This window comes from Neomegalonema sp. (assembly GCF_028688855.1).
Taxonomy (GTDB): Bacteria; Pseudomonadota; Alphaproteobacteria; order Rhodobacterales; family Rhodobacteraceae; genus Neomegalonema.
In genome coordinates this window covers 130,181-146,714 of the sequence record NZ_JAQTXI010000004.1, presented here as the reverse complement: position 1 = coordinate 146,714, position 16,534 = coordinate 130,181, and the positions used below count along the sequence as shown (strand labels likewise).

General features: G+C 68.4%; 13 protein-coding genes. 5 read left to right on the top strand and 8 right to left on the bottom strand.

The window, feature by feature from the left end; all coding sequences use genetic code 11:
* Window positions 1-466: 466 nt before the first annotated feature.
* Together PHN62_RS04475 and PHN62_RS04470 are read right to left on the bottom strand one after the other, a co-directional pair.
* The gene (locus tag PHN62_RS04475; protein WP_300146903.1) at window positions 467-1,882 is read right to left on the bottom strand and encodes a HAMP domain-containing sensor histidine kinase; all 1,416 of its coding nucleotides are present in this window, start codon (window positions 1,880-1,882) and stop codon (window positions 467-469) included.
* Entirely contained in the window at window positions 1,875-2,549 is a 675-nt protein-coding gene (locus PHN62_RS04470; RefSeq protein ID WP_300146900.1) for a response regulator transcription factor, read from the bottom strand. The genes PHN62_RS04475 and PHN62_RS04470 overlap by 8 nt, the downstream gene beginning before the upstream one ends.
* A 160-nt stretch (window positions 2,550-2,709) precedes the next feature.
* Between PHN62_RS04470 and PHN62_RS04465 the strand changes: the two genes are divergently transcribed.
* The 3 genes from PHN62_RS04465 to PHN62_RS04455 are packed head-to-tail and all read left to right on the top strand — an operon-like array spanning window position 2,710 to window position 5,620.
* The gene (locus tag PHN62_RS04465; protein WP_300146897.1) at window positions 2,710-4,239 is read left to right on the top strand and encodes a glycosyltransferase family 39 protein; all 1,530 of its coding nucleotides are present in this window, start codon (window positions 2,710-2,712) and stop codon (window positions 4,237-4,239) included.
* Window positions 4,236-5,237, top strand: coding sequence for a glycosyltransferase family 2 protein (locus tag PHN62_RS04460; RefSeq protein WP_300146894.1), 1,002 nt, complete (start codon window positions 4,236-4,238; stop codon window positions 5,235-5,237). The genes PHN62_RS04465 and PHN62_RS04460 overlap by 4 nt, the downstream gene beginning before the upstream one ends.
* Window positions 5,234-5,620, top strand: a complete 387-nt coding sequence (locus PHN62_RS04455) for a GtrA family protein (protein WP_300146892.1) — start codon at window positions 5,234-5,236, stop codon at window positions 5,618-5,620. The genes PHN62_RS04460 and PHN62_RS04455 overlap by 4 nt, the downstream gene beginning before the upstream one ends.
* A gap of 121 nt (window positions 5,621-5,741) precedes the next feature.
* Here PHN62_RS04455 and PHN62_RS04450 read toward each other — a convergent pair whose 3' ends face one another.
* Window positions 5,742-6,536, bottom strand: coding sequence for a hypothetical protein (locus PHN62_RS04450; RefSeq protein ID WP_300146889.1), 795 nt, complete (start codon window positions 6,534-6,536; stop codon window positions 5,742-5,744).
* 691 nt (window positions 6,537-7,227) lie between these two features.
* Here PHN62_RS04450 and PHN62_RS04445 point away from each other — a divergent pair.
* Window positions 7,228-8,370, top strand: coding sequence for a carbohydrate kinase (locus PHN62_RS04445; RefSeq protein WP_300146886.1), 1,143 nt, complete (start codon window positions 7,228-7,230; stop codon window positions 8,368-8,370).
* Window positions 8,367-9,290 (top strand): pseudouridine-5'-phosphate glycosidase, encoded by a 924-nt coding sequence (locus tag PHN62_RS04440; protein ID WP_300146884.1) that lies wholly within the window; start codon window positions 8,367-8,369, stop codon window positions 9,288-9,290. The genes PHN62_RS04445 and PHN62_RS04440 overlap by 4 nt, the downstream gene beginning before the upstream one ends.
* 33 nt (window positions 9,291-9,323) lie before the next feature.
* Here the strand turns inward: PHN62_RS04440 and PHN62_RS04435 are convergent, their stop codons facing one another.
* From PHN62_RS04435 to PHN62_RS04415, 5 genes are read right to left on the bottom strand one after another with little or no spacing between them, the layout of a single operon-like run.
* Complete coding sequence (locus PHN62_RS04435) at window positions 9,324-10,340, bottom strand: siderophore-interacting protein (protein WP_300146881.1); 1,017 nt, start codon at window positions 10,338-10,340, stop codon at window positions 9,324-9,326.
* A complete protein-coding gene (gene fhuB, locus PHN62_RS04430; protein WP_300146879.1) occupies window positions 10,337-12,289 on the bottom strand; it encodes a Fe(3+)-hydroxamate ABC transporter permease FhuB in 1,953 nt (650 codons plus the stop codon). Before fhuB ends, PHN62_RS04435 begins: the two co-directional genes overlap by 4 nt.
* Window positions 12,286-13,191 (bottom strand): iron-siderophore ABC transporter substrate-binding protein, encoded by a 906-nt coding sequence (locus PHN62_RS04425; RefSeq protein WP_300146876.1) that lies wholly within the window; start codon window positions 13,189-13,191, stop codon window positions 12,286-12,288. The genes fhuB and PHN62_RS04425 overlap by 4 nt, the downstream gene beginning before the upstream one ends.
* On the bottom strand, window positions 13,181-13,984 hold the full coding sequence (locus PHN62_RS04420; protein ID WP_300146873.1) for an ABC transporter ATP-binding protein: 804 nt from the start codon (window positions 13,982-13,984) through the stop codon (window positions 13,181-13,183). Before PHN62_RS04420 ends, PHN62_RS04425 begins: the two co-directional genes overlap by 11 nt.
* Window positions 13,978-16,419, bottom strand: coding sequence for a TonB-dependent siderophore receptor (locus PHN62_RS04415; RefSeq protein WP_300146870.1), 2,442 nt, complete (start codon window positions 16,417-16,419; stop codon window positions 13,978-13,980). Before PHN62_RS04415 ends, PHN62_RS04420 begins: the two co-directional genes overlap by 7 nt.
* Window positions 16,420-16,534 lie beyond the last annotated feature (115 nt).

Genomic DNA, 16,534 nt, shown 5'->3' with positions numbered 1-16,534 from the left:
CAGGCTCCCTGTCGTTCGGGGTTTGCTCATCTGGCAGACTTGCGCTGTGTTTCCGCCGGACAAGACTGCGAAGAGAGAGGCCAGCACCAGCCTTCTCTGGAGGAACTGAAACCAGGCGCCTGGAAGCACCTGGACCATAAAATCAGCAAACCTTCGCATGCTGCAGGATGCATGTTAAACAAATGAAAATTGAAAACGATGAAAGCAATAATACAAAAATGAGTGAAGAAAAATCCATGATTGAAAAATTGTTCCATGATCATTTGGAATCATATGGCGAGCTTGGCAAAAGAAAAACTTGGATAAAGAGTTTTATATTTGTCATCATATCTTTCATGATAATGTCCATAACAGGATTTATTCGATTATTTTAGAGTGATTTTCAACGAAACCGACCATGTTTCGCTGGAAAAAGCTGAAAATCGAGCAAACCCGTCGTTCGGGATGCGCCCTCCTGTCGCGGCGCTCATGTGGTCCCGCGTTGGGTCGTCCGGGCGGGCTCCGGAGGCGGGAAACGGATCTCCAGCCGCAGGCCGGGATGAAGGTTCTCGAGCCCGACCCGGGCCTCATGCAGATCGGCGACCGCCTTCACCAGAGCCAGACCCAGACCATTCCCGGGAGTCGTGCGGCTGCGCTCCACCCGGTGGAACTTGTCGAAGACCTTCCCGACCTCCTCGGGCGGAACGCCGGGCCCGTCGTCGGAGACCCGCAGGACAGGCGCGCCCTCCGCCTCGCCGACCTCAAGCTCGATCTCCGAGCCGGGCGGGCAATGACGCAAGCCGTTCTCCACCGCATTGACCGCCGCCTGAGCGATCAGCTCGCCGTCGCCGAAGATCCACGCGGCCCGCTCCGGGAGCTTCAGACGCAGGATCTGGCCCTTCTCCTCGGCGACGGGCTCATAGGCGTCATGGACGCGCGCGGCCAGCTCCGCGAGATCCACCGGCGCGAACCGCGCGCGGCGCCGGTGATCCTCGATCTCCGCGATCCTCAGGATCGCCTGAAACACGCTCATCAGATGATCGACGGACTCCAGAGCCTGTTCGATCTCCATGGCCTCCGGAGACTCCGGAGCGAAGCCCAGGCCGAAGCGCTCCAGACGCTGGCGCAGACGCTGCAAGGGCGTCTTCAGATCATGGGCGATGTCGGCGGAGATGCGCTTTTGCGTCTCCATCAGCTTCTCCAGCTCGCCGAGCGTCGCGTTGATCGAGCCCGAAAGCCGCAGAAGCTCGCTCGTCTGGCGCGGAGCCTCGGGGATGCGCAGGCCGATGGCGCCGCGTCCCACGGCGGTCAGGGTCCGGTCGATCTCCCGAAGCCGCCTTTCCGTCCGGCGCCCGATGGACAGGCCGAAGATCAGCCCCGTGGCGGCGATCAGCCCGAAGCCCACCGCGAGCGCCGCCGCGAGCGCCTCCAGGATCTCCATGCGCATGTGGTCGCCCACGCCGAGGATCAGAAGATTCGGACCCAGATGAACGCGGCGCAGCTCATAGCCCGACATCTCCTCGTCGGAGGAGACGACCTGCGCCTTCGCCTTGTCGATGAAGCGGCCCGGAGCCTCCTCGGGAGTCAGGGGCGTGTTGGCGTAGAGCCTTTCGCCCTCCGGCCCGACGAAGAGCGCGAAACGGCTGCCTCTGGCGTTGAGGGACACCATGACCTCCAGAGTCCCGACCACGCCCGGAAGGCCGAGATCCTGATAACGCTCGCGCAGGATTTCGGCTTCGCCTTCGAGCTGGTCGCCGAGCATCTCGGAGACTTCTCTCCGGGTCTCGACATAGGCGAAGGCGAAGACGAGCAGCGTCACCGCCGTATAGAGCGCCGAATAGCGCAGCGAGAGATGCAGCGCCGTGGAGCGCGGCGCCGCCTGGCGCAGCAGACGCCTAAGCATGGAGGCTGTATCCCGCGCCCCGGATCGTGTGGATCAGGGGGAAGGGGAAATCCTTGTCGATCTTGGCCCGCAGACGGCTGATGTGGGTCTCCACGACGTTGGTGCGCGGGTCGAAATGGAAATTCCAGACCGCCTCCAGCAGCATGCTCCGCGTCACGACCCGCTCGCTGTGGCGCATGAGATGCTCCAGCAGGGAGAATTCGCGCGGCTGAAGATCGATGAGCCGCCCGGCCCGCGTGACCTTGCGGCGGATCAGGTCCATCTCCAGCCCGGCGACCTTCAGCACGGTCTCTTCTTCGGGGCGCAGGGGCGGACGGCGCGTCAGGGCGCCGAGCCGCGCCGAAAGCTCCAGGATCGAAAAGGGCTTGGTCAGATAGTCGTCGGCTCCGGCCTCCAGGCCCTCGACTCGGTCGTCGATGCCGCCAAGCGCGCTCAGGAAGATGACCGGCGTCCGGCAGCCCGCGCTGCGGATGGATTTCACGAGGCTCAGACCATCCAGACCAGGCAGCATGCGGTCGATGATCAGCACGTCGTAATCTTCGTCCAGCGCGCTGAGGAAGCCCTCGCGGCCATTGGCGCGGACCTCGGCCTGATGGCCCGCCTGGGCCAGGCTCGACCGGATATAGGCCGCCGTCTCGGCGTCGTCCTCCACCACGAGAATGCGCATCTTCGCCTGAGTCTCCGTCTTCTGCGGCTTCCGAACATCCCTGAAAGCCCGATCCGGCGCCACCGGGCTTCTCATTACGTTTTCGTATAATCCGGACAATCTTCCGGCCATGCGCTCTGGTCCATGGTCCGGCCTCCGGATCCTCAGGACCAGGAGCAAGATGACGAGCCGAAACTTGACCGGAGAGGCCTTTCCCATCTCCGAAGCCCCGCCTGCGAAGGCCGCCGCGCGCCGCAGGGCCTTCCCCGCGGATTTCGCATGGCCCGCCGCCTTCCGACGACGGATCTGGATCTTCCTTGCGGTCCTGCTGGCGCTGCGCCTGATCGCCATGGCGGGATTGCCGCTCGTCGACACCACCGAAGCCCGCTACGCCGAGATCGCGCGCAAGATGGTCGAGACGGGGAACTGGATCACGCCGCAATTCGACTACGGCGTCCCCTTCTGGGGCAAGCCGCCGCTGCACACCTGGCTGTCCGCGCTCGGGATGGAGGCCTTCGGGATTCACGCCTTCGCCGCGCGTCTGCCGGTTCTGGCGGTTTCTCTGGCGATTCTGGCGCTCGTCCATGGCTGGACGGCCCGGCTCCTCGGCCCGAACCGGGCTCTGGCCGCGACGGCGATCCTCTCCAGCATGGCGCTCTTCTGGGGCGCCTCGGCCTTCGTCATGACCGACATGCCGATGGTCCTCGGGCTGGTTCTGGTCATGGTCGGCTTCTGGCGGGCGACCCAAGAGGAAGAATCCGCGCCGCTCTGGGGATACGCCGTCTTTCTCGGGCTGGCGATGGGGCTGATGGCCAAGGGGCCCGTGGCCATCGCGCTTGTGGTCGTGGCGCTGGTTCCCTGGCTGACGATCCGGCGCGCCTGGGGCGATCTGCGCCGACTCCCCTGGGCGGGAGGAACGCTTCTGCTGATCCTGCTGGTGGTTCCCTGGCACCTCGCCGCCGAGATCGCCACGCCCGGATTCCTGCGCTATTTCCTCTGGGGCGAGCATGTCCAGCGCTTCCTCGTTCCCGGCTGGAGCGGAGATCTCTACGGTTCGGCGCATCTGCGGCCCAAGGGCTGGATCTGGCCCATGGCGCTGATGATCGCCCTCCCCTGGAGCCTGCTGGCGCCTGCGCTGATCCTGCGCCGCCGCTCCCGGGGGCTCGAGGGGCTGGCCGCGCTTCCCTCCGGATTCGCCTCCTGGCTGTTCTGCTGGATCCTCGCCCCGCTGATCTTCTTCACGCCTGCGGGGAACATCCTGCCCGCCTACGCCCTGCCTGCTCTGCCCGCCGCGGCGATCCTCATGGCGGCGGCGCCCGGCGCCGATCTCCCGCAAGGCCTCCTGCGGCGGCTGACGGCTCTGGGCCTGGGGCTGGTCGGAATCGCGGCGGTGGCCGTCGGGCTGGTTTCGCTCGCGCCGGAGACCCTGCGGCTGAAATCGCATGAGGCTCTGGCCGAAGCGGCGCGGCCATGGCTGCGCGAGGATCCGCTCTACGTCCTCGGGCGCCGCTCCTTCTCGGCGGAGTTCTACACGGCGGGCCGGGCGCGCTCCGTGAAGCCCGAAGACCTCGCCGCTCTGGCCGCAGGGCCTCGCCCCGTCGCCCTCTCCGCGCCGGTCGGGCAGGCCGCGCAGGTCGAGGCGGAGGGCTTTCGTCCGGTCGGGCGCTTCGGCCGACATGAGTTGTTCGTCAGCGGCGGAGAGACGCCATGAATCAGAACCCCGGAGACTGGTCCCCCGGCTTTCGTTTCGAGGAGATCGCGCCGGATCGCGCGCCGCCGCCGGATCTCTCCTTCGTGGTCCCGGCCTGTGACGAGGCCGAGAGCATCGCCGAGACCCTGCGGCGCCTGGAGGCCAAGAGCCTCGCGCTGGGCCTGAGGACGGAGATCGTGCTCGTCGACGACGGCAGCCGCGACGGCACCCTGGAGATCGCCGGGCGTATGGTTTTGCGCGTTCCGCTGAGGCTGGTGCGGCTCTCGCGGAACTTCGGCAAGGAACAGGCCATCATGGCGGGGCTCCGGCAGGCCGCCGGGGCGGTGGTGATCCTGCTCGACGCCGATCTTCAGGAATCGCTCGATCATGTCGACGAGATGCTGGCGCGCCATCGCGAGGGCTTCGAGATGGTCTATGCGGTGCGGGCGCATCGCCGCGACGAACCGGCGGTCAAGCGTCTGCTGACGCGCGTCTTCTACCGGCTGCTGAGCTATGGCGAGGTGGAGATTCCCCCCGACGCGCGGGACTTCCGTCTGATGGACCGCAAGGTGGTGGACGCGCTCTGCGCCCTGCCCGAGCGCAACCGCTTCATGAAGGGGCTTTACGGCTGGGTCGGCTTCCGCTCGACGGCCCTGCCCATCGAACTGGCGCCGCGTCAGGGCGGGCGGTCGAAATTCCGGCTGGGGGCGCTGCTGAGGCTCGGCGTCACGGGGATGACGGCCTTCACCAGCTGGCCTCTGCGCATCTGGACGCTGATCGGCGTCGGGGTGGCTGCGCTCTCGATCCTCTACGGGATCTGGCTGACCGTCGAGACGCTGCTCTGGGGCCGCGATCTGCCGGGATGGTCGACTCTGGCCGTGGCGATCTTCTTCCTGAGCGGCGTGCAGCTGCTCTCCATCGGGGTGCTGGGGGAATATGTCTCGCGGATCTTCTCGGAGGTGAAGGGGCGGCCCGGCTATGTGGTGGCCGAAAACCGCGAGGTCCCGCCGCGCCGATGACGCCTCTCCTCGAAGGCCTGCGCTTCACGCTGGTCGGGATCGCGGCCACGCTTTGCCATCTCTTCGTCGCCTTCGCTCTGCTGGCGGCGGGGATGGGCGCGGAGCGGGCCAATCTCGTCGCCTTTCTCGTCGCTTTCCTGCTGAGCTTCCGGGGACATTCCCGCTTCTCCTTTCAGGGCCATGGGCGACGGACGGGTTCGGCCTTCGCGCGGTTCTCCCTCGCGGCGGGATGCGGCTTCGCGGCCAATCAGGCCGTGTTGCTGCTGGCGACGGGTCCGCTCGGCTGGAGCGACTCCGCCGCCCTGATCGCGGCGGTCGGGATGGCCGCCGCCGTGAGCTTCGCGTTGAACCGGCTCTGGTCCTTCCGGCCTGTCCTGCGCTGAAGCGCGAGACGCTCGGCGGGGCGCGGGGAATGGAGGGCTGTTCGCGACAGGATGCGGGAAGACAGCCCTCGGCGTTTCCCAGATCGCAAGCGGTTGCGACTGGATCCAGCGCCCGCAAGGTCTAGGCGAACATGGAGTCCCAGATCTTGCCGCAGGCCGTCGAGGCGACGTAACCCACTCCCACCGCGACGGCCAGCGGAATTGCGACCGTGCAGGCGACGGCGGTCGTTCCCGTCAAACCGACGACCGAAGCCAGAGCCGCCGCAGTCGACCCTACGGCGACAGCCGCTGCGGTGCTCGTCGCGCCTCCGACTCCTCCCTGAAGCCCCGACCTGGCGACGGAGGCGGCCACCTCCCTCGCCGTCGCCTTCCCCCGCATGAGGTCGAGCCCTCCCTTGCAGAGCGCCACGCCGCCGCCGAGGACGGCGCCGAAAGCGCCTCCGCGCTTCGCGGCCTGCATCATGGCTCCCGTCAGGGAGGCGCCGCCCACGCCCGCGCGACGAGCCAGAGAGGCCGTACGGTTCGAAGACACGCCGCTGCTGATCATGCGCTTGGAGATCCTCGCCTTCCCCGCTGCGGCGTTGAAGAGCCTGGTGGTTTCCGGCGATCCCACGAGGCGCGCGCTGCGATACTTCCCCTGAGCGGATTGCCGGACGAGCTTGTCGATCCCGGAGCGGCTGACGACGTCCTTGATCTGAAAACGCTTCACCACCCGGCCGAAGGCGTCCTGCGTCACCAGATCGACCGTCGGGGCGCGCGGATTGCGGGTCAGGCGCGTGGAGCAGCCGTTCAGCAGGTCGCGCAGATTGCGCTGATCCTTGAAAAGGATCTCCTGGATATGCCCCTTGAGCTGGGGGGTGCGGCCCGCTCGCGCGAGCGAACGCCCGATGACCCAGCTCGCATAGGTTGCTTTCATGGCGGAGCCCATCATGGCGATGTCCGGCGATCTGGAGCGTTTCTTTCTGGCGTCAGGCTTCATGGCCTTCCTCGGTTCGAGTGATGGCGGCGAAGGCGCTCGCCGCTGCGATTGAACCGGAGCAATTGGCGGGCCAGAAAGGAGAATTCTGATATTATACATCAAGATCAGATGGTTGATTTTGTGGTTTGTCGCCTTGTGCGATGAAAGGATCCCCTGATTTCCTTCTTCCATTACGGGAAAATGTATCATTAAGTTACATAAATGAAGAAAAAATATAGTAAATTATCTCATTGATAAATTTTTGTAAGTCATGCGACTCTGGGTTGACAGGCCTCGCACGAGAAGGGCGTCCTGGCGGCATCCCTACTTCGTCGCGAGCCCGAGCCTGGTTCCTGGCTCCGTCGAGGCTAGCTATCGTCAGGCGATGTGGGAAATCTCTGCGCAATCTTCGCGCCGATCGAGGCGGCTGTGGAGGAGAAGAAGCAGGAGGCGGCCAGAAAATACGGCGCCCCTTTCCGCGAAGCCTGGACGGTCGGTTTCCGGAGAATCCTTCCGTCCTCTGCGCCGGTCGCGGGCGGGACGCGCGCGCCGGAAACTCTTGTTGGGATGCAGAACATCCGTTATCCTCCGGCGAGGCCGCGCAGAAGGGACCCGACGATCATGCCCGATCCATCATGCCAGACACATCATGGATGAACTGACGGCGCAGGAAGCGGCGGTTCTGGCGCTGATCTCGCGCAATCCCTTCGCCGGACAGCAGGAGATCGCCGAAGCGCTCGGATTCGCCCGCTCGACCGTCGCCGCCCATGTCGCCAGCCTCACCCGCAAGGGATTCCTCCTCGGACGCGGCTATGTCCTGCCGCAGGGCGCAAGCGTCCTCTGCGTCGGCGGAGCGGTCATGGATCGCAGATACCGCCTCCTCGCCCCCGCCCGCATGGAGACCTCCAATCCGGCGGAGGGCTCGCGCAGCCATGGCGGCGTCGCGCGCAACGTGGCCGAAAACCTCGCCCTGCTGGGCCGCAGGCCGGGCTTCCTCTCCGTGGTCGGCGACGACGAGCCGGGGCGGCTGCTGCTGGAGCATCTGCGCGGACGCGGCGTGGACGTCAGCCGCGTCCTGACGCTCCCCGGCGCGCGCACGGCGGAATACGTCGCCCTGCTGGACCCCTCGGGAGAGCTGGTCCTCGCGGCGGCGGACATGGCGATCTTCGACCGTCTGACGCCCGAAGACCTCCTGCGGGCCTGGCCGCATGTCGCCGGCGCCTCCTGGGTCTTCGCCGACGCCAATCTCACGCCCGAGGCGCTCGCCTGTCTCTGCGCGCGGCGCGGCGGCGGAAATTATCGTCTCGCGGTGGACGCCGTCTCGGTTCCCAAGACGCGCCGTCTGCCCGCCGACCTCTCCGGAATCGACCTGCTCTTCCTCAACGCCGACGAGGCCGCCGCCCTGCTCGACGCGCCGCGCGCGACCTCCGGCGCGGAGGCGCTCGCGGCCGCCCGCGCGCTCTGCGACCGGGGCGCGGGGAGCGTCCGGCTGTCGCGGGGCGCGGCGGGAGCCGCCCTGGCCGGAGAGGGCTTCGAGGCGCTTCTCCCGGCCGTCGCGGCCGAAGTCGTGGACGTCACCGGAGCCGGAGACGCCGCCATGGCCGGAACGCTCCACGCCCTGCTCGCCGGAGAGGATCCGGTTGCGGCGGCCCGGCTGGGGGGCCTCATGGCCGCGCTGACCATCGAGGCTCCCGGCGCGGTGCGCGACGATCTGACTCCCGAACTTCTGGCCGCTCAGGCCGGACGCAGATCCTTTCCCGCTCCGGCGGACTTGCATGGAGACGACAGATGACGACCCGCCCGAGCCTGGACGTCGCGCCCGAAGTCGCCGGGGCGCTCGCCGCCGGACGCCCGGTGGTGGCCCTGGAATCGACCATCGTGACTCACGGCATGCCCTGGCCGCAGAACGTCGAGACCGCGCGCCGCGTCGAGGCCGCCGTCCGCGCGGAAGGCGCCGTTCCCGCGACCATCGCCGTGCTGAAGGGGCGGATCAAGGTCGGCATGAGCGAGTCCGAGCTTGAAGCTCTGGTCAAGGATCCATCCTGCGTGAAGGCTTCGGGGCGGGATCTCGCGGTGGCCATGACGCGGGGCGTCTCGGCGGGGACCACCGTCTCCTCGACCATGCTGATCGCGGCGCGGGCGGGGATCCGGCTCTTCGCGACCGGAGGAATCGGCGGCGTCCATCGCGGCGCCGAGGAGAGCTTCGACATCTCGGCGGATCTCACCGAACTGGGCGCGACCGAGGTCGCGGTGGTCTGCGCGGGGATGAAGTCCATCCTCGACATCCCCAAGACCCTGGAGCATCTGGAGACGATGCGCGTGCCGGTCGTGACCTGCGGCGCCGACGAATTCCCGGCCTTCTTCTCGCGCAGTTCGGGCCTGCCCTCGGATCACCGGCTCGACAGCCCCGGCGAGCTGGCCGCGATGATCTCGGCGCATCTCTCGCTCGGCACGGGGACGGGAATCCTGATCGCCAATCCCATCCCCGAAGCCGACGCCATCCCCGGCGCGGAGATCGAGGCCGTGATCCGCGCCGCCGTGGCCGAAGCCGAGGCTCAGGGCGTCGTCGGCAAGGAGGTCACGCCCTTCCTGCTCGACCGGGTGAACCGCGCCACCGAAGGCCGCAGCCTCGCGGCCAACATCGCGCTGGTGCTGAACAACGCCCGGCTCGCGGCGCGGATCGCCGGAGAGCTGGCCGCCCGGACTCCGTGACGGCCGCGGCGGAGGCCCGGCCGGGCCTCCGCTTCACCGACGGCTCTCCCAATAGGCGTAGACATGGGCCCGCCGCTTCATTCCGGGCTCTGAGGCCAGCCTCTTGCGCAGCCGCCCCGCGACCGCCCTTTCGCAGGCGGCCCAGATGAAGAGCCCTTCATGCGCCCCCCCCTCCAGATGCGCTTCGAGGGCGGCCTCCAGCAGCCCCGAGCGGCCGGGCAGGGCCTCGCCCCGATGCAGCCAGACCACCCGCGCCCGCGCCGCCGAGGGCAGATGCTGTTCCTCGCGCGCGTCGGCGACTTCGAGACGGGCTTCGATCTCGGCGTCCGGCGGGGCCTCCGCGAGTATCCGCGCGATGGCGGGCAAGGCGGCTTCGTCGCCGAGCAGCAGCAGCTTCTTCGCCCGGGGCGGGCCTCCGCCGCCGCCCGGCCCCATCAGGCCGACCCTCTCGCCCGGACGCGCCTTGCGGGCGAAATCCGCCCCCGGAGAGGCCCCGCCTTCATGCAACGCGAAATCCACGGAGACCGTCCCGGCGGCGGCGTCCGCCTCGCGGATGGTGTAGACGCGGTTGAGCGGCGGCGTCTCCTCCGGCGCGGGGAAGAGCCGGATGTGATGGCCCGCCCCCTCGGCGTAGAGGGTCGGGTCGTCGCAGGCGAAGACCACGCGGCGCATCCGGGGCGTGACGTCGAAGGCCCGCAGGACGCTCGCCAGACGGAATCCGGCGGGCGGAGCCTCCGCCGCCGCCTCGCCCGACCATTCGATCTCCACGTCCTCCCCGGCGAATTCATGGACATGCTCGGCGACGAAGGCCTGGATCAGCGCGAGGATCTCCGGCGATTCCGCCGCCGCCTCGACGAAGACCCGATCCGCGAAGCGCGAGACCGAGACCGAACCGAAAGGGCTGTCCAGAAAGGCGCCGCTCTCGGTGAGCGTGACCTCGGCGTGTTCGGTCATGTGTTCGAGAAGCTCGCTCAACACGCGCTCCGGATCCTCCAGCAGGATCACGGCGCGGCCGCGCAGCCTCGCGGAGGGTTCGGGATCGCGGGTCATGTCCGGCCTCGTCTGAAGAGCAGAAGGATCAGGAAGGGCGCGCCCGTCAGGGCCGCGACCAGTCCGGCGGGGATCTGCCAGGGGAAGACCGCCGTCCGGCCGATCCAGTCCGCCGCGACCATCAGCAAGGCGCCGATCAGGGCGGCCCCCGCCGTCTGGGAGGCCGCGCGGGAGAAGCCCAGTTCGCGCGCCAGATGCGGCGCCATCAGCCCCACGAAGCTCAGAGGCCCCACGCCGAGCGTCGCGGCGGCGCTCAGGGCGCCCGCCAGAGCGAAGAGCCGCAGACGCGCCGCACGCACCGGAATCCCCAGAGCCGAAGCCGTCTCCGGCCCCAGCGGCAGAAGATCCAGCCAGCGCCGCGCCAGAAGCGCCGGGAGGATCAGGATCAGCGCTCCGGCGCAGAGCAGGGCGGCGCTTCCGGCCTCGGCGCCGTAGGTCGAGCCGCTCATCCAGCGCAGGATCGTCAGGGCGCGCGGATCCCCCGTGGCGGCCATGAGCCCCACCAGAGCGTCCACCAGCGCGCTGAGCGCGATCCCCACCAGCAGCACGCGTTCCGGCGCGAGGGCCGAACGGCGCGTCGAGATCAGGATGGCCGCCAGCACCGCGAAGGCGCCCATGCCCGCGAAGCCGAGCTGCGCGGCGAATCCGGGCGTCGCCACGAGGAAGACGCCGAGCGCCAGACCCAGAGTCGCGCCGGAGCTGACGCCCAGCACTTCGGGGCTGGCCATCTCGTTGCCCGTGAGGCGTTGCAGCAGCAGGCCCGAAACCGCGAGCATCGCCCCCGCCGCCAGAGCCGTGAAGACCCGCGGCGCCCGGAGGGACAGCATCTGCGCGTCGAAGCTCCAGCCGCCGCCGGAATCGCGTCCCAGGAAGAGCGCCAGGACCACAAGCCCCGCCAGAGCGGCCGCGACCAGAGCGAAGCCCGGCCCTAGATCGCCCCTGCGCCTCGGCGCGAAGCTCGCGAGGGCGAAGGGCTCGCGCCGGATCTTCAGTCGGGGGAGCAGCAGAAGCAGAAGCGGCGAGCCGAAGACCGCCGTCACCGCGCCCGTCGGCAGAAGATCGCTGAAGATCCCGGCGATCAGCTGCAACAGGGCGTCGGTGGTCAGGAGCAGGGCGGCGCCGATCAATCCGGAGGCGAGCAGGAAAGCCGGAATCCGCCGCGCGCCCAGAAGCCGCGCGAGAATCGGCGCCACGAGTCCGATGAAGCCGATCACCCCCACCGCGCTGGTCACGAGGGCCGAAAGCCCCACCGCCAGAGCCAGAGCGAGAAACCGCGTCCGCGCCAGCTTCAGCCCGAGCGCCGAAGCCTCTTCGTCGCCCAGCTCCAGCAGCGTCAGAGGCCGCAGCAGGAAGCCGCAGGCCAGAGTCAGCAGCCCGGTCTTCCAGAGCAGCGCGAGCGGCGCCTCCCAGCTCTGGGTCGCCAGAGAGCCCGCGCCCCAGATGAAGAGGCTCACCATGCGCCGGTCGTTGAGATAGACCAGCGCCGCGGCCAGAGCGCCGCACCAGAGCCCGATGACCAGTCCCGAGAGCACCAGCGTCAGGGGCGAGAATCCCCGCCGCGCGCCCAGCGCCATCACCAGAGCCGCCGCCAGTCCCGCGCCGAGCAGGGCCACGGCGTCGCGGCCCAGGCCGAGCAGCGCCGGAAAGAACAGCATCGCCCCCGCGAGCGCCAGATGCGCCCCCGCCGAAACGCCCAGAGTGGTCGGCGAGGCGAGCGGATTGCGCAGGACTTGCTGCAGCAGGGCGCCCGCCAGAGACAGGGCGAATCCCGCGATCAGGGCCGTCGCCAGCCGGGGGAGGGTGGAGTGAACAAGCCGCATGCGCGCGGCGTCATAGCCGGGGACCTCGGGCGCCAGCAGCCCGGGCGCGATCAGCATCCAGAGCAGGGCCGACGCCGCCGCGATCCCGCACAGGATCACGATGGCCGGAAGAACGCGCAGGCCGCTCATGACTCGGCCTCCAGAGCTTCGACCACCAGCCGGGCGAATCTCGTCGCCTCGTTGACCATGCCGAAGAGCAGCACGGGCGGCAGACGCCGGATCCGGTCCGGCTGGGCGAGGGGCAGGGCCCGCCAGAGCGGACTCCGGTCGAGGGTGGCGAAGACGTCCTGCGGAACCGGTTCGAAGACCAGCAGCAGGGCTTCCGGGTCCATGACCCGCGACAGCTCCTCGACGGGCAGGGTCTGGAAGCCCCAGGGCCCCGTCGAGGCCTCCCAGGCGTTCCGCACGCCGATCCGCAGCAGCACGTCGTTGAACAGGCTCGGGTCGGCGCTGATCCGCACATGGCGGGAATCCCAGAAATGGACCAGAGCCACGGCTCTGGGCTCCCGCTCCGCCAGACGGGCGCGGGCTTCGGCGAAAACCGCCTCCATGCGCGCCAGGAAGGCTTCGGCTTCGGGCGCGCGGCCGATCCGCGCCGCCACGGCGCGCGTCGCCGAGATCGCCGCTTCGAGGATCGGCGTTCCGGTCCAGATGAAGGTCTCCAGACGCAGCACGGGGGCGAAGCGCTCCAGCCGCGGAATCTGGGCGTCGAGCCAGGAGGTCGCGAGGATCAGATCGGGCTTCAGCGCCGCCAGAACCTCGAGATTGGGCTCCGAGGAGATCCCCAGTTCGGCGACTCCGGAGGGCATGGCGGGTTCGACCACCCATTCGCTCCAGCCCGCCAGCTCCGTGATCCCGACCGGAGGCGCGCCCAGCCCGAGCAGGGTCGAGGAGAGGCCGTAATCGAGGCTGACCACGCGCGGCGCCGCCGTCGTCCCTTGGGCGAAGGCCGGCGTCAGGCCGAGCAGACCCGCCGCCGGCGCCGCCGCGAGCAGCGTCCGGCGGGTCAGGGCGAGGGGCTCACCGGACATAGGCGAGGGGCGCTTCCCGGCCCGGCGGATGGGTCACGTTCATCTCCACGTCGTAGATGAGGCGCAGGGTTTCGGGAGTCATGATCCCGTCGGGCGGGCCGCTGGCGACGACCTCGCCGCCCTTGAGCGCATGGATCAGATCGCAGAAGCGCGCCGCCATGTTGATCTCGTGCATGACGACCACCACCGTCAGACCCTTCTCCTGCGCGAGGCGCCGCAGCAGGGACAGCACCTCCACCTGATGCGCGACGTCCAGCGCGGCGGTGGGCTCGTCGAGCAGCAGGCATCTGCCGTCCTGAGCCAGCATCATGGCGATCCAGGCCCTCTGGCGCTCGCCGCCCGAGAGCGTCTGCACGAAGCGTTCCTCGAAGCCGCCGAGGCCCACCGCCTCGATTCCGGCGGCGACCTTGCGGCCGTCCTCCGGGGTGAAGCGCCCGAGGGGGCCATGCCAGGGATAGCGCCCGCAGGCGACCAGCTCGCGCAGGGTCATGCCCGCCGCCGATCCCATCTCCTGAGGCAGCCAGGCGACTTCGCGGGCGAAGGCGCGCTCGCCGAAGGCGCGCACCGCGCGCCCGTCCCAGAGAGCGGCGCCGCTGGTGGCCTCCGCGCGGCGGGCCATGATCCGCAGCAGCGTGGATTTGCCCGAGCCGTTATGTCCGAGCAGCGCCGTCATGCGGCCCTCCGGAAAGGAGAGCGTGACGTCGCGCAGGATCTCGCGGCCCTGAACGGCGAAGCCGACGCCCTCCAGACGGAAGGCGCCGGATCCGGATGCGGAGGCGGCTGCGCTCACCATGTATGCCGCAGCGAGAGCCGGAAGGTCTGGGGCGTGCCGTAGAATTCGGTGTCCGGCTCGCTCCAGGTCTCGACGTGGCTGACGTACTCCTTGTCGAAGAGGTTCTCGACGTTCAGCGTCAGGGCGGTGTTCTCGGTGATCTGGTATTTCGCCATGGCGTCGAAGACCACATGAGGATCCAGCTTGAAGGTGTTGTTCTCATTGGCGTAGCGCGAGCCGACATAACGCGCGCCGAGACCCAGCGTGACGTCGCCGCGCGCTCCGGCGCCGGGAATGGTGTGGTCCAGCCAGATGGCGGCGGTGTGCTCGGGGATGAACATCGGCCGGGTTCCGTCGTAAGCTCCCGAGGCGGATTTCGTGACCTCGGCGTCGGTGTAGCCATAGGCGAGGATGAGGTTGGTCCGGTCGGTGAGCTCGGCCTTGCCCTCCAGCTCGACGCCGCGGCTGCGCACTTCGCCGTCCTGCTCGATGCCGAAATAGGGCGGGCCGCTGAACTGCTTGTAGCGCGGGACGTTGGTCTGGGTCAGATCGTAGACCGCCGCCGAGAACAGGCCGTTCACCCCCGGCGGACGCCATTTGACGCCCAGTTCGTACATCTCGCCCATCATGGGTTCGCTCTCTGTCATGAGCAGGGCGAACTGGTTGCTCGGCAGGACCGGCGTGAAGGATTCCGAATAGGTTCCATAGATCGAGAGATCATCGTCGACCTTGTAGGTCAGACCGCCGCGCAGCGTCACGGCCTCCTCCTCGATGGGGACCGGAAGGCTGAAGAAGCTGTAGATCTGCGTCGCCGTGGCTTCGACCTCGTCATAGCGCGCGCCCAGCGTCAGGATCCAGCGGTCGTCGAGCGTCAGCTCCTCCTGCGCGTAGACGCCCCAGGTCTCTTCTTCGGTCGCCAGCTTGTAATAGGGCCGGAGAGTCACGCAGGCCCGCCCGCAGTAAACCGGATCGGCGACGTCGCCGAGGCCGCCCGCCGTTCCCTGCTGGATCTCTTCGAAGGTCTCGGCGGCGGTGTAGTCGGCGCCGATGAGGGTCCGGCTCTTGAGCCGCCCGAAGCCGAGGTCGTATTGGAGATGGGCGTCGACGGAATCGCGGCTCAGTTCGCTGTCGACCCTCCAGGCCAGACGCCCGACGTCCGGATGCTGGTTCCCGGCCGCATAGACGTTCTCGCTGAGCAGATCCAGCTCCATGTGGCGGCCATGGGAGCGGAAGACGAGGCCGTTCTGGAAATCATGCTCCAGCGCGTAGCCGACGCCCCATTCGGTGGTGTCGTTGGTCTCGAAGCCTGGTTCTCCGAGGAAGGTCCAGGGGTCGATTCCCGAACCCCGCGGGATTCCATAGCGGTTGGAGCCGCCGCGTTCGTTGTAATCGGCCATGAGGGTCACGGCGGTGCGGTCGCCGGGCTTCCAGGTCAGGGCGGGGGCGACATAGAGGCGGTCGTCCGATGAAACGCCGTTGGGCAGGGTCGAATCCTGCTTCTTCGCGGTCAGGCGATAGGTCAGGACTCCTTCGGCGTCCAGGGGCCCGCCGAAATCCGCGCCGAACTCCAGATGATCCTCGCCGCCGGTGGCGTAGACCTCGCCGAACTTGTAGTCCACGGGGCGCTTGGTGATCATGTTCACCAGACCGCCCGGATTGTTGGCGCCGTAGAGCGTCGAGGTGGAGCCCTTCAGCACCTCCACGCGCTCCATGCCGTAGGGCTCGACGCGGCCGCCGGTCAGATTGTAGTTCCGGATCGGCAGGCCGTCGCGATAGATGCCCGAGGTGGTCTGGTTGAAGCCGCGGATGGCCACGAAGTCATAGCGTTCGTCGCCGCCGTAGAGGTTGGTCGAGACGCCCGCCGTGTAGTTCAGCGCGCCGTCCAGATCGCTGACGCCGCGCGCCTTCAGCTCGTCGGCGGTGATCACCGAGACCGAAGCGGGAATGTCGATGACCTCGGCGTCGGTCTTGGAGCCCGTGCCGGTGCGATGCGCCACGACCCCCGCCACCGGCGCCCAGGTGCCTCCAGCGCCGCCGACGTAGATCGTGTCGAGCAGGATCGGCGCGGCCTGCGCCGTCGCCGGGAGGGGAGGGGCGGAGATCGTCGCGACGCCGGGGCCGGAGAAGGCGAAGGTCAGGCCCGTTCCGGAGAGCAGCCGCGTCAGGGCCGCTTCGGGGGTCAGATCGCCCTGCGCCTCGGCGGCGTTCCGGCCTGCGGCCGCTTCGGGCGCGACGAGGACCTGAACTCCGGTCTGACGGGAAAAGGCGGTCAGGGCCGAATCGAGCGGCTGCGCCGGAATGGCGACCGGAAAGACGCCGACCGCCGGAAGTCCGGTTTGCGCGTCGGTCTGCGCTCTGGCCGGAGCGCTCGCCAGACCCAGGGCCGCGCAGGTCGTCAGCAGAGCCAGCAGCCGCGCCCGCCGCGCTTTCGCCGCCTTCTTCGCCATCTCGTTCATGCCATATTCCAGTTTCTTGTCGGGTTCGGGACGACGAAGACGCGCCCCCTCTGATGAAGAGACGCCCGACCCGGGAAAAAGCATTACTGGAATCGTCGGATTTTTTTTCGCATCT